General features: G+C 60.3%; 23 protein-coding genes. 14 read left to right on the plus strand and 9 right to left on the minus strand.

Features of this window, described 5'->3' with window-relative positions:
* Positions 1–90 precede the first annotated feature (90 nt).
* The 4 genes from BUC08_RS21665 to BUC08_RS21685 all read left to right on the plus strand — a co-directional run bounded on the left by BUC08_RS21665 (position 91) and on the right by BUC08_RS21685 (position 3,582).
* Positions 91–300, plus strand: coding sequence for a hypothetical protein (locus BUC08_RS21665; protein WP_037929985.1), 210 nt, complete (start codon positions 91–93; stop codon positions 298–300).
* Positions 297–1,166, plus strand: a complete 870-nt coding sequence (locus tag BUC08_RS21670; protein ID WP_231021297.1) for an enoyl-CoA hydratase/isomerase family protein — start codon at positions 297–299, stop codon at positions 1,164–1,166. Before BUC08_RS21665 ends, BUC08_RS21670 begins: the two co-directional genes overlap by 4 nt.
* On the plus strand, positions 1,163–1,960 hold the full coding sequence (locus tag BUC08_RS21675) for an enoyl-CoA hydratase/isomerase family protein (RefSeq protein WP_037929977.1): 798 nt from the start codon (positions 1,163–1,165) through the stop codon (positions 1,958–1,960). Before BUC08_RS21670 ends, BUC08_RS21675 begins: the two co-directional genes overlap by 4 nt.
* Positions 1,961–2,424: 464 nt before the next feature.
* A complete protein-coding gene (locus BUC08_RS21685; protein WP_037929972.1) occupies positions 2,425–3,582 on the plus strand; it encodes an acyl-CoA dehydrogenase family protein in 1,158 nt (385 codons plus the stop codon).
* A 21-nt stretch (positions 3,583–3,603) separates the two neighbouring features.
* Here BUC08_RS21685 and BUC08_RS21690 read toward each other — a convergent pair whose 3' ends face one another.
* Positions 3,604–4,770: a CaiB/BaiF CoA transferase family protein gene (locus BUC08_RS21690; protein ID WP_037929969.1), complete on the minus strand. Its 1,167-nt coding sequence runs from the start codon at positions 4,768–4,770 to the stop codon at positions 3,604–3,606.
* 18 nt (positions 4,771–4,788) lie between these two features.
* Positions 4,789–5,934, minus strand: coding sequence for a CaiB/BaiF CoA transferase family protein (locus tag BUC08_RS21695; RefSeq protein ID WP_037929966.1), 1,146 nt, complete (start codon positions 5,932–5,934; stop codon positions 4,789–4,791).
* Between the two features lie 104 nt (positions 5,935–6,038).
* Between BUC08_RS21695 and BUC08_RS21700 the strand changes: the two genes are divergently transcribed.
* From BUC08_RS21700 to BUC08_RS21745, 10 genes are all read left to right on the plus strand, one after another.
* Entirely contained in the window at positions 6,039–6,416 is a 378-nt protein-coding gene (locus BUC08_RS21700; RefSeq protein ID WP_037929963.1) for a Zn-ribbon domain-containing OB-fold protein, read from the plus strand.
* Positions 6,417–6,419: 3 nt separating this feature from the next.
* A complete protein-coding gene (locus BUC08_RS21705) occupies positions 6,420–7,571 on the plus strand; it encodes an acetyl-CoA acetyltransferase (RefSeq protein ID WP_037929960.1) in 1,152 nt (383 codons plus the stop codon).
* Between the two features lie 23 nt (positions 7,572–7,594).
* Complete coding sequence (locus BUC08_RS21710) at positions 7,595–8,452, plus strand: MaoC/PaaZ C-terminal domain-containing protein (RefSeq protein WP_174226635.1); 858 nt, start codon at positions 7,595–7,597, stop codon at positions 8,450–8,452.
* Between the two features lie 10 nt (positions 8,453–8,462).
* Positions 8,463–9,599 (plus strand): CaiB/BaiF CoA transferase family protein, encoded by a 1,137-nt coding sequence (locus BUC08_RS21715; RefSeq protein ID WP_037930001.1) that lies wholly within the window; start codon positions 8,463–8,465, stop codon positions 9,597–9,599.
* A 61-nt stretch (positions 9,600–9,660) separates the two neighbouring features.
* A complete protein-coding gene (locus tag BUC08_RS21720; RefSeq protein ID WP_037929958.1) occupies positions 9,661–10,380 on the plus strand; it encodes a transglutaminase-like domain-containing protein in 720 nt (239 codons plus the stop codon).
* Positions 10,377–10,826 (plus strand): MaoC family dehydratase, encoded by a 450-nt coding sequence (locus BUC08_RS21725; protein WP_037929955.1) that lies wholly within the window; start codon positions 10,377–10,379, stop codon positions 10,824–10,826. Before BUC08_RS21720 ends, BUC08_RS21725 begins: the two co-directional genes overlap by 4 nt.
* A 31-nt stretch (positions 10,827–10,857) precedes the next feature.
* Positions 10,858–11,937, plus strand: a complete 1,080-nt coding sequence (locus tag BUC08_RS21730) for an acyl-CoA dehydrogenase family protein (protein WP_081855453.1) — start codon at positions 10,858–10,860, stop codon at positions 11,935–11,937.
* Positions 11,934–13,085 (plus strand): acyl-CoA dehydrogenase family protein, encoded by a 1,152-nt coding sequence (locus tag BUC08_RS21735; RefSeq protein ID WP_037929949.1) that lies wholly within the window; start codon positions 11,934–11,936, stop codon positions 13,083–13,085. Before BUC08_RS21730 ends, BUC08_RS21735 begins: the two co-directional genes overlap by 4 nt.
* Positions 13,086–13,119: 34 nt before the next feature.
* Entirely contained in the window at positions 13,120–13,929 is an 810-nt protein-coding gene (locus BUC08_RS21740; RefSeq protein ID WP_037929946.1) for an enoyl-CoA hydratase/isomerase family protein, read from the plus strand.
* A 27-nt stretch (positions 13,930–13,956) separates the two neighbouring features.
* Entirely contained in the window at positions 13,957–15,153 is a 1,197-nt protein-coding gene (locus BUC08_RS21745; protein ID WP_224556214.1) for a phenylacetate--CoA ligase family protein, read from the plus strand.
* A gap of 239 nt (positions 15,154–15,392) precedes the next feature.
* Here the strand turns inward: BUC08_RS21745 and BUC08_RS24450 are convergent, their stop codons facing one another.
* From BUC08_RS24450 to BUC08_RS21780, 7 genes are all read right to left on the minus strand, one after another.
* Positions 15,393–15,779, minus strand: coding sequence for a hypothetical protein (locus BUC08_RS24450; protein WP_143186811.1), 387 nt, complete (start codon positions 15,777–15,779; stop codon positions 15,393–15,395).
* A gap of 285 nt (positions 15,780–16,064) precedes the next feature.
* Positions 16,065–17,210, minus strand: coding sequence for a thiolase (locus tag BUC08_RS21755; RefSeq protein ID WP_037929937.1), 1,146 nt, complete (start codon positions 17,208–17,210; stop codon positions 16,065–16,067).
* Positions 17,207–17,602 (minus strand): Zn-ribbon domain-containing OB-fold protein, encoded by a 396-nt coding sequence (locus BUC08_RS21760; RefSeq protein ID WP_037929935.1) that lies wholly within the window; start codon positions 17,600–17,602, stop codon positions 17,207–17,209. Before BUC08_RS21760 ends, BUC08_RS21755 begins: the two co-directional genes overlap by 4 nt.
* Before the next feature lies 1 nt (position 17,603).
* The gene (locus BUC08_RS21765) at positions 17,604–18,380 is read right to left on the minus strand and encodes an SDR family NAD(P)-dependent oxidoreductase (RefSeq protein ID WP_037929932.1); all 777 of its coding nucleotides are present in this window, start codon (positions 18,378–18,380) and stop codon (positions 17,604–17,606) included.
* Entirely contained in the window at positions 18,377–18,853 is a 477-nt protein-coding gene (locus BUC08_RS21770) for a PaaI family thioesterase (RefSeq protein WP_037929929.1), read from the minus strand. Before BUC08_RS21770 ends, BUC08_RS21765 begins: the two co-directional genes overlap by 4 nt.
* A 1-nt stretch (position 18,854) precedes the next feature.
* Entirely contained in the window at positions 18,855–20,822 is a 1,968-nt protein-coding gene (locus BUC08_RS21775; RefSeq protein WP_037929926.1) for a TRAP transporter permease, read from the minus strand.
* A gap of 67 nt (positions 20,823–20,889) precedes the next feature.
* Positions 20,890–22,038, minus strand: coding sequence for a TAXI family TRAP transporter solute-binding subunit (locus tag BUC08_RS21780; protein WP_037929923.1), 1,149 nt, complete (start codon positions 22,036–22,038; stop codon positions 20,890–20,892).
* Positions 22,039–22,058: the final 20 nt, after the last annotated feature.

Below are 22,058 nucleotides of genomic sequence, written 5' to 3' on the forward strand. Positions count from 1 at the left end.
GGGGAAACGATAGCCCTTCAGGCGCGGCATCTCAGATGGTATCCTCATGACAAAACGCTAGTCGCGCCAAGGTGCGGTAGCAAGTTGGCAATGCCCTATGAATCGATCGAGAACTTCGATGGCGATGGCGTCATGGCTCCGGTCACCGTAACCGGCGAGGACCACGGTGGCGGCGGCAAGACCCGCGTTGAGCAGTGGGATGGCGAAACCTGGGTTCCGCTGACCGACTGGAGCGCCGACTACCTCGACGTGGTGTGGGACGTGATCAAGGAAAGCTCCGAAAAGTTCACCGTCGAGTGAACCAGACCTTCCCCGCGACAGTAATGTCGCGGGGAAACCTTTCACCGCCATTCGCATCAAGCAGATGCCAAAGAGACGAAGCAGTTATCATGAGCCCAATCGAAGTGACAATTGAAGACGGCATTGCGACCGTCTGTATCAACCGGCCCGAGCGCAAGAATGCATTGTCCGTCGCCGCGACGAACGGTCTGACCGATGCCTGGGAGAAAATCGAATCGGATGACTCCATCCGGGTAGCCATTCTGACATCGTCCGATTGCGGTGTGTTCAGCGCCGGACTGGACCTCAAGGAAGCAACCCAGATCGCGCGGGACGAGGGCGTCGATATCCTGAGCAAGATGCGCGATCCGTTTCACGAAACCATGCGCGCTTGCAAAAAGCCGATCATCGCTGCCATGACCGGATCCTTGATGGCCGGTGGTATGATGTTGACACTGAACTGCGATCTCCGTGTCGGCCTCAAAGGCACCAAGGTGGGCATTACCGAAGTGAAGATCGGGCGCGGGTCGCCTTGGGCGGCTCCGGCGCTGTCGATGCTGCCACAGCCCATTCTCATGGAAATTGTTCTGACCGGTGATCTGATGCCGATTGAGCGGCTGCATGATTACGGGTTTACCAATTATCTCGAAGATACGCCCGACGACGTGCGTGCGCGGGCATATGCCCTTGCCAAACGAATCGCCGGTATGGCCCCGCTTTCTGTTGTGGCGGCAAAGGGCAGCGTTCGCGCCACCATGGATCTGGGCTGTGCAGACGGTCTGGAAGAGGGCAAGCGCCTGCATGAGGTCGTTTATGCCAGCAATGACGCGATCGAAGGCCCTAAGGCTTTCGCCGAAAAACGCGATCCGGTCTGGACCGGGACATGACGAAGGTCGACAAGACCGAGCTTATGCGCCTCGAAAGGGATGGCCCTGTCGGCATCCTGCGCTTTCTGCAGTCCGACAAACGCAACCCTTACAGCATTGCCTTTGCCGAGGAATTGGTAACGCAACTGCACGCAGCCGAACGGGACGATACGATCCGGGCCGTGGTGATGACCGGTGGCGATCATTTCAGCAGCGGTGGAGATCTGGTCGGTTTCCAGTCCGAAATCACCAAGGGGGCCAGGGCCATGTCCGAAATGATCGACGAGGTTCATGAAGGCGGGCGGGCTGCATATCGCTTTCGCAAACCACTGATTTCCGCCGTCTGCGGGGTGGCCTATGGTGCCGGTCTGAGTCTGGCGTTGTCGGCGGATATTGTCGTCGCGGCCGAAGACGCCCGGTTGTGCGAGGTTTTTGCCCGTGTGGGCGGCTGCCCAGACACCGGGTCGAGCTGGTTGCTTCAGCAACGCGCCGGCGCGGGGGTGGCGCGCATGCTTGTGCTTACCGGTCGGGAGATCGACGGTCGCACCGCCAAAGATCTGCGGGTTGTGGAAGAATGCGTTCCGGCCGATCAGGTCGAAGCACGGGCGCTTGAAACCGCCCGCGAGATTGCCCGACATCCAATGTTCGGAGTTCAGACAGCCAAGCGGGTGATGCGCGCCGCGGCGGAATGCGGCTATCTCGAAGCATTGGATATCGAGCGGGATGCCCAGAGTATTCTGCTCTGCGCGCATGACTTTCCGGAAGCCATGAAGGCGTTTTCCGAAAAACGAAAGCCTGAATTCAAAGACCGGTAAAGCCGTCGAATAAACGTCAGGAACGTGACAGGACCGCAGATGAATGTACCCGTACCGGGAAGCCGGGACGGTGAACCGGAAGAAACTGCAGTCGAATTGCCGCCAAGAAGGAAACGCGGTTGGAAAACGGGGCAAACGCAAACGCCCTGTGCGCATCAGCGCGCCGATGCGGTTCAAGGTTGTGATCGACAGGGATGGGGAAGCACATGCCTTCGAAGACAGGGATTTTGATCCGGTCCCAAGACACTGACCCCCAATACCAAACACTTAAAGAACGCCCGCTGATCGCAGCGAGTCTTTTTGATAAGGTGGTAGGGATATCGGTATCAGTTTCGAGATTTTCGTGAGGCGCAAGTCTGCGCAAAGCAACTGCTTTGCTCACACGGGCTCTCGATCGTTGTCAAAAAACAAAACACTTGTTAGATTCCGGCGGGATACCAACAAGGCTGAACAGGAAAAGAAACATGTCACTGATCAAGGACACAACAACTTGGGCTTCCGATGAACACAAGATGTTCGCGGACAGTACACGCAAACTGTTTGAGGCCGAAATGGCCCCGAATGTCGATAAATGGGCGGAACAAGGTATTGTCGACCGCGCGTTCTGGAAAACGGTTGGCCAGCAGGGCGTTATGGGTGGTGCGATCGCCGAAGACTACGGCGGATCCGGCGGCGACATCGCATTTGATGCGATTGCCATTTACGAGCAGGGGCGCGTCGGAGACACGGGTTGGGGCTATGGCATCCAAACTATCGTTATCCATTACATCAACGCCTACGGCAGCGAAGAGCAGAAATCGAAGTGGTTGCCGCGGCTTATCAGCGGCGACAGTGTTGCGGCCATCGCCATGACCGAACCGGGAACGGGGTCCGATCTCCAGAACGTCCAGACCTATGCTGAAAAGGACGGCAACCACTACAAGATCAACGGCTCGAAGATCTTTATCACCAACGGACATACCGCCGATCTTATCGTGGTCGTGGCCAAGACGGATCGCGGCGCCGGTGCGAAGGGCGTGTCACTGATCGTTCTTGAAACCGAGGAAGCGGAAGGCTTTCGCCGTGGGCGGAACCTTAAGAAGCTGGGCATGAAGGGATCCGACACAGCCGAGCTTTTCTTTGAGAATGTGCGCGTGCCCACCGCCAACCTGCTTGGCCCGGAAGAAGGGCAGGGGTTTTACCAGTTGATGAAGCAATTGCCGTGGGAGCGGCTGATGATCGGCATCACGGCGCTTGGCTTCATTGACTTCGCAATCGCCGAAACGGTCAAATACGTTCAGGATCGCAAGGCGTTCGGTAACCGGATCATGGATTTCCAGAATACCCGGTTCAAACTTGCGGAATGCAAGACCAAGGCCGAATTGCTGCGCACGTTTGTCAATGACGGTATAACGCGGCTTGAGGCAGGCCAGCTTGATGCGGCCACGGCATCAATGGCGAAATGGTGGGGTAGCCAGACACAAAACGAGGTCATGCATGAATGTCTGCAGCTCCACGGTGGCTACGGCTTCATGATGGAGTTCCCGATTGCCCGTCTTTATGCCGACAGCCGGGTCCAGATGATCTACGGTGGTACAAACGAGATCATGAAGGAGCTGATTGCGCGTTCAATGGACGTTTGATTCCGCCGGGGCCGGCCGAGGTTACTTTTCGTCCGGCCCCAGAATCTCTTTACTATGCTCGCCCAGGCGAGGCGCAGGACAGTGATCGTGCCGCGCAGGTGTCGCCGAGAAATGAATCGGCGGGCGTGTTGTCCAGATTGTACCTTCGGTCGGATGATCAATTTGCTGAAAGAAACCGGTCGCGGCAAGATGCGGGTCGCTTGGCAGGTCCGACAGGTTGCGGACCGGCATGGCGGGAATGTCTGCTTGCTCCATCAGGGTAAGCCACTCTTCCGTCGATCGTGTCAGTGCAATCTGGGCCACCATATCGTATACCGCGCCGATGTTGCGGCTGCGGGTATCCATATCGGTCACCCAGGGATGTTCGACCATGTCGTTCCGATCAACCACCTGGAAGAACCTGGCCCACTGTACGTTGGTGTAGGGTAAAATCGTGATGTAGCCGTCTGCCGTCTGAACCGGGCGGCGGTGGGGCACCAGCATCCGTGAGTAACCAAAACTCTGCGGCGTGTCTTCGAATGTGGCCGCATCCATATGTTCGGCCAACAGAAACGCCGTCAAAGTCTCGAACATCGGCACTTCGACATGCTGGGCCTCGCCGGTGCGCTGACGGTGGAACAGCGCGGACATCACGGCATAGGCCGCCGTCACCCCGCCAAGCTTGTCGGCGAGGATTGTCGGCGCATAGGCCGGCGCAGCGTCGGGGTCGCGCAGCGTTGCCAGGCTGGCGAACCCCGAAACCGACTGGACAATGTCGTCGAAGGCGGGTTTGGCGGCATAGGGACCGTCCTGGCCGAAACCGGTGGCGGATACCGTGATCAGGTCCGGATACGCGCGACGCAGCGTTTCGGGATCCAGCGATAATCGGGCAAGCGCCGCAGGCCGGATGCTCGAAATCATTACGTCGGCGTCTTTCAGCAGCTTGCGCAACTGATCTTGCCCGGTTCTCTCCTTCAGGTCGAGAACCACACTACGCTTGTTACGGTTGGCACCCAGAAAGGCGGCCCCCATCAACTTGTTGTTTGATGGCTGGACCTGCCGCAAAAGATCGCCCTCAGGGGCTTCCACCTTGATCACATCAGCCCCCAGATCGCCCAGCATCTGCGTAGCCAAGGGGCCGAACACCACTGACGTCAGGTCGATGATCCTGACACCCTCCAGGATTGCGGTGTTCTTTGCGGTGGTCATTTGCAGTGATTTCCAGTTCTAGGAGTGAGAGCCGAACTCGGCGCGAAGGGCGGCGCCGTCGGCATCGAAACCTGGCGAAGGGCCAAGCGCGGGCTCGGACCCGTTGCGCCGTATCGGAGGCATTGCGACACTGACTGGACCGGAGGGCGTTCCGATGGTCGAACGGTCGAGTTGGGGATGATCCGACAGCGAGCCCACGTCGTTCACTGCCGCCGATGCGATGCCCGCACTATCCAGCAGCTGCAGAAGCCCGGCACGTTCGTGCGTGCCGAACACGGTCTTGATAAGGGATTCGAGCTCGGATCTGTGCTGAATCCTGGCCGAATTGTCGTGGAATCGTGGATCACTGGCCAACGCCGGGTTCCCTAGAATCTGGGTACAGAACCGTTCCCATTCGCGGCTGTTCTGGACAGATATGACGACCAGATCACCGCCCTGGCAGCGAAACGCGCCGTAAGGGCAGATGACAGAGTGCCCAAGGCCGGTCCTCGGCGTGGGTTGATTGGCGTAGTCGTGAAAGAGCAGGGGAACCGCCATCCAATCGGCCATGACGTCGAACATCGCAACCGACACACCGCTTCCTTCGCCGGTGCGATCACGCCCCACCAGCGCTTCGCAGATTCCGGCGTGTGCCGTCATTCCGGTGGCGATGTCGCAGACCGAAACGCCAACCCGGCCCGGCGCGTCCGGCGTACCGGTCACCGAGGCGAGGCCGCTTTCACATTGCACCAGAAGGTCATAGGCCTTGGCATTTCGCATTGGACCGTCCTCGCCGTATCCGGTGATGTCGCACGTCACAAGGCGCGGAAACTTCTGCCGCAGCGTGGCAGAATCAAGCTCCAGTTTCTTCAGCGCGCCGGGAAGGAGGTTTTGAATGAACACATCCGCGTTTTGCAGCATTCTCAGCAAAATTTCACGGTCTTCCGCGTCCTTGATATCCAGCGCGACCGACTCCTTGCCGCGATTCAGCCAAGTGAAATAGGCGCTTTCGCCGTTTGCAGCCCTGTCATAACCGCGCGCGAAATCACCTGCGCCCTTACGTTCGATCTTGATTACACGCGCGCCGGCATCGGCCAGCCGGGAAGAGCAAAAAGGTGCGGCAACCGCCTGTTCGAGCGCAACGACGAGTTTGCCTGAGAGGGGGGCTGCATCTGAACCTGACATGGCGACCTCGCGTTTGTTCCAAGGAGCTTGACAAAATCTAACAGATGTTAGAAATAAGAGCAATACGCTCAATCAGATAGTGGATCATTTGAAGGAGACCGCAGGTGCCGAACACCAAAGGGCCAGACCAGATTTTTCAGCGCGCTCTAGCCGAACAGGAAATCCTGCTTCCCAAATGTGATGACTGCGGGGCCTTTCACTTCTTTCCGAGGGTCCTGTGTCCGCACTGCCATGGCACTGCAATTTCATGGCAACGTGCGAGCGGCAAAGGCCGGGTCCACACCACCACTGTCGTGCGCCGCAAGCCCGAGCGCGGCGGTGACTACAACGTGTGTATGGTCGAACTGGAGGAAGGCGTTCGGATGATGAGCCGGGTCGAGGGGATCGCCCCAGGTGATGTCGTCATTGATATGGCCGTGACCGCCTTCGTGGGCGCGGCCGAGGATACCCCGATTGTGCTTTTCAGACCGGCGGAGGTATAACGCATGACTGATCAACTTCGGGGAAAATCCGCGATTGTGGGCACCGGACACGCCGGTTTCGGCGAGGCGCACGGGCTGACGTCCTTCGATGTGATGGCACAGTCCGCGCTTGCAGCGCTTGGGGATGCCGGGCTGAAGCTATCGGACGTGGACGGGCTGTTCTGTACCATGATGGAAGACAGCATGCCGGCGCTCATGGCAGCCGAATATCTTGGCATTCAGCCCCGCTTCATCGACGGTACCATGTCGGGGGGGTCGTCATTCGTGAATTATCTGACATCCGCGACCATGGCGCTGGACGCCGGTTTGTGTGATGTCGCGCTGATCGTCTACGGCTCCAACCAACGCACCGCGTCGGGCAAGCTGGTGACGGCTTCGCGCCCGCCAGCCTATGAAGCGCCGTATAATCCGCGCTATCCGATTTCCGGTTATGCGATGGCGGCGGCACGTCACATGCATGAATACGGCACCACCCGCGAACAACTGGCCGATGTGGCGGTGGCCGCCCGGGCTTGGGCGCGGCACAACCCCGAAGCGTTCGAGCGCGGCCCGCTGACCCGTGAGGACGTGCTGGGTGCGCGCATGGTAGGTGATCCGCTGACGGTGCGCGATTGCTGTCTGGTGACAGATGGCGGCGGCGCCATCGTGTTGGTCCGTGCGGATCGAGCAAGGGATTTCCCCAAGCCGCCCGTCTATGTTCTGGGCAGTGCGGCGCAAAGCGCGCACAGGCAGATTTCGCAGATGAAGGACTTTACAGTGACCGCGGCCCGCGAATCGGGCAAACGCGCCTTTGCGGCGGCGGGGGTGTCTCCGGGCGATATTCAGGCGGTTGAGCTATATGACGCCTTTACCATCAACACGATCCTGTTTCTCGAAGACCTTGGTTTCTGTGCCAAGGGCGAGGGCGGTGCCTTTGTAGAGGGCGGACGCATCGCGCCGGACGGCGTCCTGCCGGTGAACACAAATGGCGGGGGTCTGTCCTGCGTGCATCCTGGCATGTACGGTATTTTCACCGTCATCGAGGCGGCGCGCCAAATCCGGGGCGATGCGCCCGGCATTCAGTTGAACGATATCGACGTGGCTCTGGCACATGGCAACGGCGGCGTGCTGTCCAGTCAGGTCACGGCCATTCTGGGCTCACAAGCCACGCTCTGACGACGATCAAGGGAGGAAAGATCATGCCACTGGATTTCGAAGCACTTTCAGACTGGGATTTTGAAGAGATTCGGCAGTCGCTGACCGAGCGAGATACCATACTCTACGCACTCGGCCTGGGATTCGGGGAGGACCCGACCGACAAGAAGGAACTGGCTTTTGTCTATGAGGACGGCCTGAAGGCGGTTCCCTCAATGGCCGTCACGATGGGGTATCCCGGCTTCTGGCTGCGCGACCCCAGGACCGGCGTGAACTGGCAGCAGGTGCTGCACGGCGAGCAATGGCTGGATATCTACAAGCCGTTGCCCGTGAACGGCAATATCATCGGCCGCAGTAAGATCGACTTTATCTCCGACAAGGGCGAGGGCAAGGGTGCGGTCATCTACCAAAGCCGTGAAATCATCGACGCGGACAGCGGTGAAAAGCTGGCACGCGTCGCGATGTCGGCGTTCTGCCGGGGCGATGGTGGGTTCGGCGGCGAGAACAAGCCCGGGCCCGCACCCGCTGTGTTGCCGGACCGCGCGCCAGACCACATATGTGATATCGAAACTTTGCCGCGTCAGGCGCTGATCTACCGTCTCAGCGGTGACTACAACCCGCTGCATGCAGACCCTGATGTTGCCCGCTCGGTTGGGTTTGATCGGCCGATCCTGCACGGCCTGGCGACCTATGGCCTCGCAGCGCGGGCGATCCTGAAGACCTCGCTTGACTATGATGCCTCCCGACTGGTCGGACTGGACGTCCGGTTCTCTGCACCCGTCTATCCCGGCGAAACCGTGCGGTTCGAAATCTGGGAAGAGGATGGTCAGGCCCGGTTCCGCGCGTCCATACCGGAACGCGATGTCGTGGTTCTGAACAATGGCGCCGCGCGTTTCGCGTGAGGTAAGGCAGATGGCGCAACCGCTCAAGGATATACTGGTGCTGGATTTCAGCACCCTTCTTCCCGGTCCGATGGCGACGCTCATGCTGTCCGAGGCCGGCGCCGAAGTGGTCAAGTTCGAGCGTCCCGGCACAGGTGAGGACGCGCGCCATACCGATCCCATGATCGACGGTGAAAGCATCGGGTTTGCCGTGCTGAACCAGGGTAAACGGTCGGTGGCGCTCGATCTAAAGGCAGAGAACGCGGTGAATATATTGCGCCCCCTGCTGGAAAAGGCAGATGTTCTGGTAGAGCAGTTCCGTCCGGGCGTGATGGGACGGCTTGGATTGGGATACGAGGCCGTGCGAGCGATCAATCCGGGAATCGTCTACTGTTCGATCACTGGCTATGGCCAGACCGGGCCAAAGGCCACCGCAGCGGGCCACGATCTTAATTACGTGGGCGACGCGGGCGTCCTGTCGCTGAGCCGAGGACCGGAAGCCCACCCAACGATGCCGTTCGGGCTGATCGCGGATATCGGGGGTGGCACTTACCCCGCTGTGGTGAACATCCTGCTTGCGCTGATAGCGCGGCAGAAAACCGGCAAGGGCGCGCATCTGGATATCGCGATGGCCGAGGGCGCGTTTGCCTTTGCTTATTGGGCCCATGCCGAAGGCGTGATCGCCGGGCAGGACATCGAGAACGGCGGCGGCCGTCTGACCGGAGGATTGGCGCGCTATCGGCTGTACTCAGCCGCAGATGGCCGGCAAATCGCGGTCGGAGCGCTGGAAGAAAAGTTCTGGCAGGCATTCTGTGATGTCATCGATCAGCCTGCGGACCTTAGGGACGACTGGAGCGACCCGGAAGGCTGCAGCGCCGAAGTGGCACGACGTTTGGGAAGCCAGCCTTCGACTCACTGGGAACCGCTGCTGGTGGCGGCTGATTGTTGCTGTTCCGTCGTGAAAACGCCCGCCGAAGCCGCGACCGATCCGCATTTCAGTGCGCGTGGCGTGTTTGACCGGAAACTGGATATCTCCGGCAAGTCCGTGCCCGCGCTTCCTTTGCCGATTGCGCCGGAATTCCGCGTTTCGAAGGATGTAGCGGGGCGCGCTGCCTCTTTGGGAGAAGACAATCTTCACTATGGTGCCGAACCACGGGATTCAGAGTGAATCCCGTTGACGGACCATCCTTCATTCATTAATCTAACAGGTGTTAGAAAAGGGGGATCCTATGCCACAGTCCGTAGATGACCTGCCTGCCGAAGCAGAGCGCTACGTCATGCCGGCGCATTTTGTCGAAAGCGACAGCCTTGAAGTCCAGGGGTTCGTGTCCAACGCCTTGCGTGATATTCCCTCCGACGCGTCCCGCCGTGACAAGGCGATCCGGCTTTTCGAGGCGGTTCGTGATGACATCCGATACGATCCCTATTGCTTCGCGCTGGATGAAGATTCCTATCGCGCCAGCAGAATCGCCGGTGCGGAGGCGGCGTTTTGCGTGCCCAAGGCAATCCTTCTTGCGGCCTGTCTGAGAGCCGTCGGCATCCCCGCCGCAGTGGGGTTTGCAGATGTACGAAACCACCTGAACACGCCCAAGCTGCAAGAGTTGATGGGCACTGACCTCTTCATCTATCACGGCTATGTTCAACTTTGGCTTGATGGTGAGTCCTACAAGGTCACGCCCGCCTTCAACATGGAGCTGTGCGAACGATTCGGGGTGAAGCCGCTGGTCTTCGACGGGTATCACGATGCTCTCTTCCACGAATTCGACGAACAGAACCACCGGCACATGGAATATGTGAATGACCGGGGTCTCTACGTCGACGCGCCGATCACGGAGTTCCTCCAGGCCTTCAAGGAAACCTATCCAAAACTGGAAGAGTTCAACCGCGTGCGAATTTCCAGCGATTCGGCCGGGTACGATGCGGGTTTCTCAAAGGAGGGGACATCTTGAAATATCTGGAGGACTTCGCGCCGGGCCAGGTTTTTCGCTTTCATAGCGAGCCGATGAGCAAGGAGGCCATCATAGCCTTCGCCGAGGAATGGGACCCGCAACGGCTGCACACCGACGAAGACTATGCGACCACCGTGCACGGTGGACTGATTGCCTCGGGCTTTCAGACGATGCTTGAGGTGTTCAAGCCGATCATGACCGAGTTCATGGTTGGTGTTGCCAACATCGGCGGCATCGGATTCGATAACCTGCGCTGGTTGCGTCCCGTGCGCCCGAATGAACCGCTCGATATCGAATTGACGGTAAACTCGGTCACGCCGTCGAAAAGCAAACCCGACCGTGGCGTTCTGAACTATACACTCAGTGCAAAAAACCCAAAGGGTGAGGTCGTTTTTTCGACCGATACGCCCGTAATGATCCAGCGAAAACAGAATGACCCAGACTGATATGCAACCAAGCGACCAACAAGACCTTCGCATGCTGCGTGAAAGTGCGCGGACCCTGTTCGAGCGCGCGGGCGGTAGTGGACGGTCCAGAAAACTGCGCGATGCCGGTGGCGGCTGGGATGCGGATATGATCCGCGAAATGGCCGAGGCTGGCATTTTCGGTGTGACCTTACCGGAGGAAAACGGCGGGCTGGGCATGGGCCTGGCTGCCGGCGGCGTCATCGCCGAGGAAGTGGGCCGGGTGATTGCCCCGGAACCGGTGGTGGTGACAGTCGGGCTGAGCCTTGGACTTCTGCGCCGTCTTTGCCCGGACCATGCCATGATGGAACAGCTTGTTGAGGGGGCCACCGTATTGGCCGTCGCCTGGCAGGAGCGCGGACCGAACGGTGGTCCCGCCGAGCCGAGTTGTCGTTACGCCGACGGAAAGCTGACCGGCGGCAAGGCCTGGGTCGCCGGCGCAGGCGGGGCAGGGGGTTTCCTCGTCGTGGCCGAAGGGGATGCCGGTCCGGTTCTTGTGCTGGCGGAAGCCGGTGCGGACGGGCTGTCCGTCGAAGAGCGCAGGCAGGCCGATGGCAGCGCGATGGGCGAGCTTTCGTTCTCGGGCACGCCTGCGGGAGAATTGGCCAGTGGGGGTGCGGTTCGGGCCGCGCTCGCCGAGGCGGTCAATGACGCAACGGCGCTTGCCGCCGCCGAGCTTGTCGGTCTGAGCGAGCGCGCCTTCGAAATCACTCTGGATTACATCAAGACCCGGGAGCAATTCGACAAGCCCATCGGATCGTTTCAGGTCATCCAGCACCGTGCTGTCGACCTGAACGTGATGTGCGAGGTCGCACAATCGGGGGTGCGCGAAGCTCTCGGGCTGATGGATCGCCAAACCGATCCGAAAGCACGGGCGCGACTTGCCAGCCGGGCCAAGGCTCGCGCGGTCACGGCTGCCAAGAAGATCACGCGCGACGCGATCCAGCTGCATGGTGCGGTCGGGTATACGGACGAGTTCGAGATCGCGCTTTACCTCAACCGCGCACTGGTTCTTTCCGCGTGGTTGGGTGACGACGCCTATCACAGACGGCTTTGGTTCGAAGCGCGAGAAGAGGAAGGAGCCGCACAATGACCGATTGGAACGCAATGAGCGATGCGGATTTCCGCAAGGAAGTGCGCGGTTTTTTCGAAGCGGAATATCCCGAGGACCTGCGCAATCTGCCGCACCGTCCCAAATTTGCCGAGATCGAACATTGGCATCGCAAGCTGCACGCGAAAGGCTGGGTCGCACCGGCCTGGCCTGCAGAATACGGCGGTATGGGGCTGAACGCAGCCAAGCTGCTTATCTATTACGAAGAGCAGCAGCGCTGGGGCGTGAATCGCGGGCGCGATATGGGCGTGCAGATGGTCGGACCGTTGATTATCAAGTTCGGTACCCAGGAACAGAAAGACTATTGGCTGCCCCGTATTTTGAGTTGTGAAGACATCTGGTGCCAAGGCTATTCCGAGCCGGGCGCCGGGTCCGATCTGGCCAATCTGCGCACCCGCGCAGAGACCGATGGCGACGACTTCGTCATCAACGGGCAGAAAATCTGGACCACGATGGCGCATGACGCAACCCACATCTTCATGCTGGTGCGGACCGATCAGGCCACCCCAAAGAAGCAGCAGGGCATCAGTTTCCTGCTTGCGCCGATGGATCAGCCGGGTGTCGAAGTGCGTACGATCACCACCTTGTCGGGGGAGACTGAGTTTTGCGAGGTGTTCTTTGATGATGCCCGGACGCCGCGCGCGAACCTGGTCGGTGAGCTTAACAAGGGCTGGACGATGGCCAAGGCGCTGCTGAGCTTCGAGCGTATTTTCATCGGGGCGCCGAACCTGGCTCAAAATGCACTGGGCCAGCTTGAGAGCTTTGCCCGTGGACGGGGCGCTTTTGAAGACCCTGTCTTCCGCGACCGTTTTGCCCAGGCCGCCCTCGATGTCGAGGATCATGCCGCTCTCTATTCGCGATTCGCCGATCAGCTCAAGCGTGGCGAAACGCTGGGCGCGGATGTCTCGATGCTCAAGATCTGGGTGACCGAATGCTTCCAGCGCATCACCGAACTGATGATCGAGGCGGCTGGCCCCGATGGCGGCACGGTCGGCCCACTGCAGGTCGGCAATGTAAACGTCGACGTTCTGGCGAGCTTTTACAAGGCACGACCGACAACGATCTACGGCGGATCAAACGAAATTCAGCGCAACATCCTGTCCAAGGCCGTCCTCGGATTGCCTGGCTGAACCCACATCAATATCAAAACAAAGGAAAAGAAGCATGTCTGACCGCTATGCGAAATACCACAAGATGAAATTCGACTACCCGGCGGACCGTGTTCTGCGTATTACGTTCGACCGGCCCGAGACTTTTAACTCTGTCGACTCTGAGATGCATACACAGATGACGGATATGTGGATCGATATCGACCGTGACCCCGACATCAACGCGGTCATCGTAACCGGCGCGGGCAAGGCGTTTTCGGCCGGTGGCGATTTCAGCCTGATCGAAAAGATGATCGGGGATTCGCACGAGATCATGAAGACGTGGAAAGAGGCCAAGGACCTCGTCTACAATATCATCAATTGCAACAAGCCGATCATCTCCGCGATCAACGGCCCCGCCGCCGGTGCCGGGCTTGTGGTTGCCCTTCTTGCCGACATCTCGATCGCAGGGAAAAAGGCCAAGATCGTGGACGGCCACCCGCGTCTGGGCGTTGCCGCCGGGGACGTCGCGGCGATCATCTGGCCGTTGCTGACCTCGATGGCGAAGGCGAAATACTATCTGATGACCTGCAAACCAGTGTCGGGTGAAGAGGCCGAGCGCATCGGTCTGGTGTCGATGTGTGTCGAGGATGAAGAATTGCAACAAATTGCGCTCGATACGGCGACGGAACTGTCGAACGGCTCGCAGAGCGCGATCCGCTGGACCAAGTATTCGCTGAACAACTGGTTGCGTCAGGCCGGGCCTATCTTTGATGCTTCGACCGCGCTGGAGATGCTTGGCTTCATGGGTGAGGACGTCAAGGAAGGCGTTCTGTCGCACCGCGAGAAGCGCGCGCCGAACTTCCGCAAAGACTGCCCGATTTAACTCACGAATGGTCAAGGAGGCATGGACATGTCTGAAGACATCTACCGGGACATAGCTCAGGCCTATAGCGCCGCGGCCGAAAAGGCCCCGGGACTGAAATCACGATTTGCGGCTGCCGGATTCGATCCGGCAGCCGTCAGGTCGCTGGCGGACTTGTCGGGTCTGCCGGTGATGAAGAAAGAAGACCTCTTGAAGATTCAGCGTGAAAACCCGCCCTTCGGCGGTTTCCTCGCTTCTGATCTGAAGGATGTCGCGCGGATATACGTCTCACCCGGCCCTATCTTCGAACCAGCGCTCGCGGGTGGCGGTGGACATGGCCTTGATCTGCTTTTCAAGGCGGCAGAAGTAGGCGCAGGGGACATCATCCTGAACACCTGGATGTACCACCTTGTACCGGCTGGCCTGCTGTTCGACGAAGCGGCACAGGCCGCAGGTGCCACCGTCATTCCCGGCGGCGTGGGCAATACCGAGCTTCAGGCACAGATCATCGTGGAAACGGGCGTCACCTCGATTTGCGCTTCGACAGCGTTTTTCCTCACGCTGGCGGACAAGGTAATCGAAACCTATGGCCGCGACGCGTGGAAAGTGAAAACCGCCTTTCTCGGTGGTGAGATGGGCGACTGGGTGGCCAAGCGCCGCCGGATCGAGGCCGAGTATGGCGTGTCGACCTGGGCCGCTTATGCCACTGCCGATCTGGGTCTCGTCGGCTATGAAGATGGCGGCGAAGGCTATGTGGTCCACCCAGACCGTGTGGTGCAGATCTGCGATCCCGTCAGCGGCGCACAGGTGGACCACGGTGAACCCGGTGAGGTCGTTGTGACCGCACGCGACGCCACCTGGCCGATGATCCGGTTCGGCACTGGCGACAGTGCGTTTGCGCTGGAAAGCAATGAGGATGGCAGCGCCAAACGTATTTCAGCGTTGCAAGGCCGGGTTGGGGCGGCAGTGAAAGTGCGCGAGATATTCGTCTATCCGCGGGTCATAGAGGAAGTTGTCATCGCCACGCCCGGCGCCAGTGCCGCCCAGGCCGTCGTCACCCGAGATAACGACCGCGACATGATCAAGATCTCACTTGTCCTGGAAGATGGTGCAGACGTATCCACTGCCGAGACAGCCGCCGCCGAAGCCTTCAAACTGCATTCAAGGATTCGAGCCGACGCTGTGAGCGTCATCTCGGAGTTGCCGGAGAATGCGGATCTGATCGTCAATCAGAAAGACAACTGAGGTTGCTTAAACTGCATCCGAGTTCGGTCGACCGCACCCCGAAAGGGGGAAAAGACAACTACTCTCTCCTTCATGCCTCAGGCGCGGAGCGTCATCTTCGCGCCGAGGCATTCCCTGCCGAGACTGGTCAACATACGCAGCTGTCATCGCCGCCGCGTGTGCCGCGCCGATCCCCCGCTGGCCACCTCACGCGTCGCGCCGGACATTCGGACGTACCGACCGTTCGAGATAATTGCCTTTTATTCTGCTGAGATAACCGGTGCCCGGAATGGCATCGGTACCACTGGACCGTCGAACCCGCGCGGATCTGCAACAGCCGCCAGCACGCCCGCACGACGACCCTCGTTGCCGTGATCAGCTGTCAGCCCCAGTGTCGATGGATTCCCGTCAAAAGGGCGGTTGCTGATGTCGTGAAACATGACAGGACCACCACTATGCATCGCATGGCTCACATCTTCTCGGCCGTTGATTGCCCAGACGCGGAAGTAAGGATACCGGGATACGGTCGGAGCACCACGCCGATTGCCCACGATTAGAACGTCTCGCACCGGATCATCACCACTTGCGACAGCGACGAGTTGAAGCGTGCGTTCCTGACGTGTTTTGCTGCGGCCAGGATCGAACACGCGAGAACCCTCAGCAGGATCACCGCGGGCCCTACGGTTTGCTGAGGTACGAACGTCAAAGTTGAACATATGCAGTGCGTTTAGCTGCACACCAATAGCCCTGTTCGATCTTTGCACCCAACCCAAAGTTCTGACAGACCCTTTCGCTTGAGGAACGTGAGCCATTCGCCAAGAATCTGGCCATGGCCCAACCAGGGATATACTGCGAAACCGAGAATCCGGAGGCGCTGATCGAGAAACGGCGGGCTCTGATGGTGCCGCCTTTATATTGGGTCGATCCGTTGATCAGAGCGTCGACTCGGTGCCCAGAATATTCGTGACCTGGCTGGACAGGACACCGCCGTTGCCGTGCGCCATTGCCAACTCGGCCCCGTCGATCTGGCGGTCTCCGGCGTCGCCGCGCAGCTGGCGCACCGCTTCGACCAGCGTGAAGATGCCGTACATGCCAGGATGCACACAGGACAGCCCGCCGCCGTTGGTGTTGACCGGCAGATGACCGCCGGGCGCGATGCCGCCGTTTTCAACAAAGGCACCACCTTCGCCTTTCTTGCAAAAGCCCAGATCCTCAAGGAACAGGATCACGTTGATCGTAAAGGCGTCGTAAAGCTGCACAACGTCAATGTCGGCGGGCTTGACGCCGGCCATTTTCATCGCCGTCGCACCGGATTGGGCCGCGCCGGTCACGGTCAGGTCCGGCACCTCGGAAATGTCGCGGTGCGTCGTACCTTCGCCGCCCCCCAGCAGATAGACCGGGGGCCTGGGGTGATCTTTGGCCGTCTCGGCCCGCCGCATCACCAGCGCGCCGCCGCCGTCGGTGACAAGGCAACAGTCGCGCACCCGCAGCGGATCCGAGACCAGCCGCGAGGCAATGACATCCTCGCGCGTCAGGGGATCGCGTATGAACGCCTCGGGGTTCTTTTGCGCCCAAGCGCGGGCAGCTACCGCCACATCGGCCAGCTGTTCGCGCGTGGTGCCGAACTGCGTCATGTGACGGTCTGCGGCCAGCGCGTAGGACGACAGCGGGAACATCGGCTTATAGGGCGCTTCATAGGTTGGCAGACCGAGCGCGGTCATCAACTTGCCCGAGGCAGTGCGCTGGTTCGATCCGTAGCAGATCAGCACGGTGTCGGCGAGCCGCAGCTCCAGCAGCATTGCGGCCCAGAGCGTGTGCGACAGGAACGACGATCCGCCCGTGCGGTTGTTCATGGTGAACTTGGGGTTCAGCCCCAGTTCCTGGGCCAGCGTAAGCCCCGACAGCATGTCCAATGGCTGGCAGGTGGCAATGGCGTCGACGTCGCCAAGCGACACCACGGCATCGGCCAGCGCGCCATGTACGGCCTCGACAGTGATTTCCATCGCGCTCTTGCCATGAGCCTCGCCACAGCCGGCCAGCGCCGCTCCGACGATGGCGGCTTTTCCCCGCAAACTCATGATGCACCTCTTTCGGGCCGGAACACCACTGCAGGTCCGCCGTCTGCCCCTTCGCCAATCGAGGCCCTGACCTTCAGTCCGGCGGCGATTTCGTCATGCGTGATGCCGTCCACGCGCGACATCATGCGCACGCCTTCTTCAAGGTCCACAAGCACCACGTTGTAGTCGCCGCCCCTTTCCGGCTTTCGACGCACAACCGTCCGCGCATAGATCGTTCCCCGCGCCGTGGGTGCCACCCATCCAAGGTCTGCGCTGCCACATGTCGGGCAGATCACGCGCGGGTGAAAGACATGCGCACCGCAGGCACCGCATTTCTGGATCTCGAAGACGCCCTCGGCCAGCTTGGCGGCAAAGACGGCGTCCGGCCCCGGGCTGTTTTTCATATCAGTCATCTCAGAATCCAATGTGATAGCCGCCATTCACGCTCAGGTGCTGGCCGGTGATGTAGGATGCCGCGTTTGACAACAGGAAACAGACCGGTTGCGCTACTTCTTCGGGGGTGCTCATACGCCCCATCGGGATCTGCGCCATGTACTTGTCGGCGAACTTGTCCGAGCGGATCGTTTCGGTCATCGGCGTTTCCACCATTCCGAAACAGACCGAGTTGACGTTGATCCTGTAACGGCCCCATTCGCGCGCGGCGCTCATGGTGAGGCCGAGCACGCCGGATTTCGCGGCACCATAGTTGATCTGGCCGATCGTGCCGCGGCGGCCGGCATCGGAGGAAATATTGACGATGGCACGCCGCGCCGCGCTGTCCGGGTCTTTCTGGGCCTGGTCCCTGTAATAGGTGCCTACAGCCTGCAAACAGGCGAAGACGCCGGTGAGATTGACGTCGATGACCTGCTGCCATGTGGCACGGTCCATCTTGTGGATCATCGCGGCGCGCACGATGCCGGCGTTGTTCACCAGCCCGTTGATATCCCCGAATTCGTCTAGCGCGAATTTCACCAGTTTCTCGGGAAAGTCCGGGTCAGCCACGTTCCCGACAAGGGCGCGGGCATTGCCGCCGATCTGTTCAGCAGTTTCCTTGACCCCGTCTTCGTTAAGATCGTTCACAATGACACTGGCACCCAGCTCGGCCGCCAGTTGCGCCACGCCGCGGCCAATACCCTGACCGGCGCCGGTAACGATAACCACCTGATTTTCCAATGACATCGGGTTGATCATTTCTGTCTCCTCACTTCATGCGTTGTTGCAACAGGGTTTCCGCCGCCCGGCTCGGGTTGGGGCGATGGCGGCGTAACCCGCTTGATCACCGCATCGCCATGCGCCAGGCGTAGTCCGTCCTGATTGACAATCTCGCCTTGCGCGAACACCAGCTTGCGCCCGCCTCCGGCGATGTGCGCGTGTGCCGTCAGCGTGTCGCCCTCGACCGCTGGTCCGACAAAACTGGTGGTGAGCGAAAGTGTCAGGCAGCGATGACCGGGGCGGCCTTCGCCCGCAAATGCTGCGCAAAACGTGACCGCGTTGTCCAGCATGGTTGCGTAGACCCCGCCGTGCACAGCGAAAGCGCCGTTCAGGTGGTCGCAGGTGATCTTCAATTGCAATTCCGCCCTGCCCTCGGACCAGGAAACGAAGCGGACGCCCAGCAAGGCGTTGAACGGGGCGGGCACCTCGGGTTTGCCATCCTGTGCACTCATCTCAGGCGGCCTTTCGATCGCGCGAAAACGCCACCATGACCGCCCCAAGCACCGTGATAGCGACACCGGCCCCAACCGCGCCGGGGATCGGAACGGCCAACATCGGGGTCGAGGGCAAGGCGAAGGCCAACCCGGCAATCCCGAGCAGAATCCGTGCGACCGCGCCCGTGGGCCCGGGTTCGATACGGCCGACCCCCAGCAGGTACCCCTGCAATCCAGCGCAGATCAGCAGGACACCGATACCCGCGCGCAGGACCGTCAAGGCACTGTCAACCAACCCCGCCTGCAAGGTGTACGCGGGATCGAGCACAAAGAAGAAGGGCACGATATAGATAATGGTGCCCAGTTTCATCGCCTCGTAGGCGGCAGCGAAGGGCCGGGCCTGTGCAATCGCCGCTGCGGCGAAAGCCGCCAGCGCCACGGGCGGGGTAATGTAGCTCAGCATGCTCCAGTAGAGGATGAACAGATGCACGCCGATCGGATCAAGCCCGCCGGCGATCAGGGCCGGGGCCAGAGACACGGCAAGGATGACATAGGCCGCTGTCACCGTCATGCCCATCCCGAGGATGAAGCTGGTCAAAGCCCCCAGAAGCAGCAGCAGGAAGGTGTTCCCCCCGGCGATGAATAGCAAGTCGTTTGAAATCGTGCCGGACATGCCGGTCACCGCCAGCCCGCCGACAATCAGCCCGACCGCCGCGAGGATCGCGACCAGTTCGACAAACAGCCGCCCCGTCGCCACCAGGAAGTTCATCAGTTCCTGCCGCCCCCAGCGCGATTTCGACAGCAGTTGGTTCAGACCGATCAGCAGCGCGGTCGCATAGAACGGGGCGATCGCTTCGCGCTTGAGATAGAGCAGCATCCAGATGAGAAGCCCGAAGACGGCGAGGAAGTACCAGCCTTCACGCAGCACCTTGCCGAACCTGGGGAGTTCGGCACGCGGCACGCCTTTCAGCCCGTTGCGCGCCGAATAAGCGTCGATCTGGGCGAACAGGGCAAAGAAATAAAGCAGCGAGGGCAGCACCGCCGCAACCACGATGTTTGTGTAGTCGGTCAGCAGAAAGCTCGCCATGACAAACGCCGTGGCCCCCATGATCGGTGGCATCAGCACTGCGCCGGTCGACGCCGCCGCCTCGATCCCGGCGGCATAGCTGGGCCTGAAGCCCACCTTTTTCATCGCCGGAATGGTAATCGAGCCGGTGGTGAGCACATTGGTAATGACGCTGCCGCTCATCGAGCCGGTAAGCCCGCTGGTCAGAACGCCGACCTTGGCAGGTCCGCCCCGGACATGTCCGAGCGCGGAAAAGGCGATGTCGATAAAGAACGGCCCCGCGCCGGTGTGCTGCATCGCGACCCCGAAAATCATGAAGCCGACGACAAGATTGACGAAACTGCGCATCGGGATGCCCAGAACGCTTTCGCCGCTCATGGCGTGGAAGATCGCCGTTTCAACCGGCGGGCGCTGGAACCCCTGAATTGGCCCCGGCGCATAATCGGCGATCATCGGATAGACGGAAAACATCAAGATGACGCCGAAGAGCATCCATCGGCCGGTGCGCCGCGCCGCCACCAGCAGCAGGAACCAGAAGGCGAAGCTGGCAATCACGGCATGGGTGGGGGCTGCGAAATCCCATCCCTTGTTGACCACGCTGTTCCCGTAATAGGCAAAGAACGCGCAGGTGATCAACGCCAGAAAGGCCAGGAAGTAATCCCACCACCGCGTTGACCCATGCGGGTTTGTCTTGCTGCACGGAAAGATCAGGTAAACGAGGGGTAACGTCAGCAGCAGCATCACGTAGAGGTAATGAATCTCAAGCAGGCGGATGTTCATGAAGAACCCGAGATTGAAGAGATGATTGATTGACGCCGCCGACAACAGAATCGCCGATGCGGCAAGCAACCCGCGAAGGGAGGGGGGCAGGGCGCCCATGCCCATCGGCTGTGCCGCTTCGTCCTGTATTTCCCGTGGCATGCCCGATTTCCCTATGTTGTCCCAGCCAATCCGATGATACGCGGCGCCAGAAAAGCGCCGCGCCGTTTCAGCGGAAAAAGACCTCGTGACCGCCGGCTTCCAGCGCTTCGGCGCGCACCTTCATCCAGGCAGCGGTGAACTCTTGTTCATCATCCGGGGCGCCGTCGACGAAGCCTTCCCAGGCGTCCATCAGAACCTTCTGCCGATCGACCATCACGTCCTGATTTTCCTGAGCTTCAGCCGTCCAGAGGCCCTTTTCCTTGAAATAGGCAACACTGCCATCGCTCCACGGCATCACCCAGGACAGGATCTGGCGATCTACCCCGTAGGCATTCGCGCCGGGGGCGGCGTCCTTGTATTCGTCAAATCCCGCATCGAGGGCGGCGACGATGTTGCGCACCTCGGTGGCGCTCTGATCGGCTTCGGTGACAAGGATCGGGTAGGGGTACAGCGCCATGGGCAAAGGCGAGGCGGGGTCGATTGCTGGTCCCACAGACACCATGTGCGGCGTTACGAAGGGCGTGACGCCGGTATAACGGGCCCAGGCTTCGGCATCGTCCGCCGGTGTTTCAAGCCACTTGAGGCCCCGGGGGCTGGATTCGATCTGATAGTTCACGGTGGTTGTCGTCAGCGCAAAGGCGGCGTCCACGCGATCCTCCAGAATGCCCTTGAGAGAATTCACGTAGCCCGAAAACTCGACTGCCTCCACATCGTCCCATGTCAGGTCCGCAAAGGCCAGCAGTCCCTCCATATTGACATCAATCGCGGGTGAACTGGCGGCGCGGCCAACCCGTTTGCCCTTGAGATCGGCAACCGTCTCGATACCGGCATCGGCCGCGACGGCCACACCCAGACCGTAGTCGCCCACGGCCTGAAGCACAGCGCGGATCGGCTGTGGACCCCATTCCGGTGCGGCGAACAGGAACACCCCTTCGCCGGCGAAGTAGGACGCGATCCCGCACAGGCAGTAATCCACCGCGCCATTCTTGAGAGGCGTCATCCGCGAGACGTCGTTGCGCCCCGGAAGCACCCGGATCGTCGTGCCGAACCGGCTGCGCATCATATTACCGATGGCAATTGAATGCGCGTGGCCCGCCGACCCCGTGTCATAGGCCGACCAGGCGATGACGTCGGGCAGCTCGATGTCCTGCGCGCCGACCGGCGCGGCCATCGCCAGACACCCGGCAGCAGCGATACTTGTCCATTTGAAGTTCATGTTGATCTCCTCCTTGTTGG

This window comes from Pseudosulfitobacter pseudonitzschiae, assembly GCF_900129395.1.
In the GTDB taxonomy this organism is placed as follows: domain Bacteria; phylum Pseudomonadota; class Alphaproteobacteria; order Rhodobacterales; family Rhodobacteraceae; genus Pseudosulfitobacter; species Pseudosulfitobacter pseudonitzschiae.

Excerpts from the sequence above, each read along its gene's own strand:
- BUC08_RS21665 (WP_037929985.1), top strand. The coding sequence starts at position 91 with ATGCCCTATGAATCGATCGAGAACTTCGATGGCGATGGCGTCATGGCT.
- BUC08_RS21675 (WP_037929977.1), top strand. The coding sequence starts at position 1,163 with ATGACGAAGGTCGACAAGACCGAGCTTATGCGCCTCGAAAGGGATGGC.
- BUC08_RS21685 (WP_037929972.1), top strand. The coding sequence starts at position 2,425 with ATGTCACTGATCAAGGACACAACAACTTGGGCTTCCGATGAACACAAG.
- BUC08_RS21690 (WP_037929969.1), bottom strand. The coding sequence starts at position 4,770 with ATGACCACCGCAAAGAACACCGCAATCCTGGAGGGTGTCAGGATCATC.
- BUC08_RS21695 (WP_037929966.1), bottom strand. The coding sequence starts at position 5,934 with ATGTCAGGTTCAGATGCAGCCCCCCTCTCAGGCAAACTCGTCGTTGCG.
- BUC08_RS21705 (WP_037929960.1), top strand. The coding sequence starts at position 6,420 with ATGACTGATCAACTTCGGGGAAAATCCGCGATTGTGGGCACCGGACAC.
- BUC08_RS21710 (WP_174226635.1), top strand. The coding sequence starts at position 7,595 with ATGCCACTGGATTTCGAAGCACTTTCAGACTGGGATTTTGAAGAGATT.
- BUC08_RS21715 (WP_037930001.1), top strand. The coding sequence starts at position 8,463 with ATGGCGCAACCGCTCAAGGATATACTGGTGCTGGATTTCAGCACCCTT.
- BUC08_RS21720 (WP_037929958.1), top strand. The coding sequence starts at position 9,661 with ATGCCACAGTCCGTAGATGACCTGCCTGCCGAAGCAGAGCGCTACGTC.
- BUC08_RS21730 (WP_081855453.1), top strand. The coding sequence starts at position 10,858 with ATGCTGCGTGAAAGTGCGCGGACCCTGTTCGAGCGCGCGGGCGGTAGT.
- BUC08_RS21735 (WP_037929949.1), top strand. The coding sequence starts at position 11,934 with ATGACCGATTGGAACGCAATGAGCGATGCGGATTTCCGCAAGGAAGTG.
- BUC08_RS21740 (WP_037929946.1), top strand. The coding sequence starts at position 13,120 with ATGTCTGACCGCTATGCGAAATACCACAAGATGAAATTCGACTACCCG.
- BUC08_RS21745 (WP_224556214.1), top strand. The coding sequence starts at position 13,957 with ATGTCTGAAGACATCTACCGGGACATAGCTCAGGCCTATAGCGCCGCG.
- BUC08_RS21755 (WP_037929937.1), bottom strand. The coding sequence starts at position 17,210 with ATGAGTTTGCGGGGAAAAGCCGCCATCGTCGGAGCGGCGCTGGCCGGC.
- BUC08_RS21760 (WP_037929935.1), bottom strand. The coding sequence starts at position 17,602 with ATGACTGATATGAAAAACAGCCCGGGGCCGGACGCCGTCTTTGCCGCC.
- BUC08_RS21765 (WP_037929932.1), bottom strand. The coding sequence starts at position 18,380 with ATGATCAACCCGATGTCATTGGAAAATCAGGTGGTTATCGTTACCGGC.
- BUC08_RS21770 (WP_037929929.1), bottom strand. The coding sequence starts at position 18,853 with ATGAGTGCACAGGATGGCAAACCCGAGGTGCCCGCCCCGTTCAACGCC.
- BUC08_RS21775 (WP_037929926.1), bottom strand. The coding sequence starts at position 20,822 with ATGCCACGGGAAATACAGGACGAAGCGGCACAGCCGATGGGCATGGGC.
- BUC08_RS21780 (WP_037929923.1), bottom strand. The coding sequence starts at position 22,038 with ATGAACTTCAAATGGACAAGTATCGCTGCTGCCGGGTGTCTGGCGATG.